Below are 629 nucleotides of genomic sequence, written 5' to 3' on the forward strand. Positions count from 1 at the left end.
TCTTTAGCTGTCCTTCATATGGGAAAACGCGCGTTAGGTCTTGATGATGAGACCTATCGCGCACTGCTCTATCGCTTAACAGGCAAGCAATCGGTGAAAGATTTGAATTTTTCAGAAAAGCACTTGGTTATCGATGAAATGAAAGCGTTTGGTTTTAAGCCGAATGGGAAGCTTTTAGAGGGTAAATATGCCAAGAAGTTGCAGGCGCTCTGGATTGCTGGGTGGAATCTTGGCATTATTCGTGATCGTTCAGATAAGGCGTTGCTTGCCTTTGTGAAAAGACAGACTGGGATTGATCATATTCGCTTTTTACGCGATAGCGATGATGCATGCAGAGCTATTGAGGCATTGAAAGGTTGGTTGCAGCGTGAGGGTGGGGTTGACTGGAGAGGAAAAAACCGCGAAGATTCATGGAGGAAGAAACCAAGCATTTCCATTTTGTGTGCCCAATGGAAGTGTTTGAATCCCGATGCTGTGTTTGAGCTTGTGGCTTTTCATCAAAGTGTTATGGCGTTAAGTGGTAAAGCTTTGGGTGAGATGAGTGGGGGCGACTTTAGAGAAGTGATGAATGTTTGGGGGCGGAAAATCCGTAAAGGTGTTAAAAGCGAGGGGTAAGCATGTATGCAAGA

The 629-nt window shown here is 45.0% G+C and carries 1 protein-coding gene; it reads left to right on the top strand.

The genetic code is table 11. The annotated features are described in order from the left end of the window. Positions 1-615, top strand: a 615-nt coding sequence (locus ACFINZ_RS11405) for a regulatory protein GemA (RefSeq protein ID WP_375701568.1), incomplete at its 5' end; no start/stop codon positions are given. Positions 616-629 lie beyond the last annotated feature (14 nt).

Origin of the sequence: Bartonella sp. AA81SXKL (assembly GCF_042196945.1) — a bacterium.
Lineage (GTDB): Bacteria > Pseudomonadota > Alphaproteobacteria > Rhizobiales > Rhizobiaceae > Bartonella.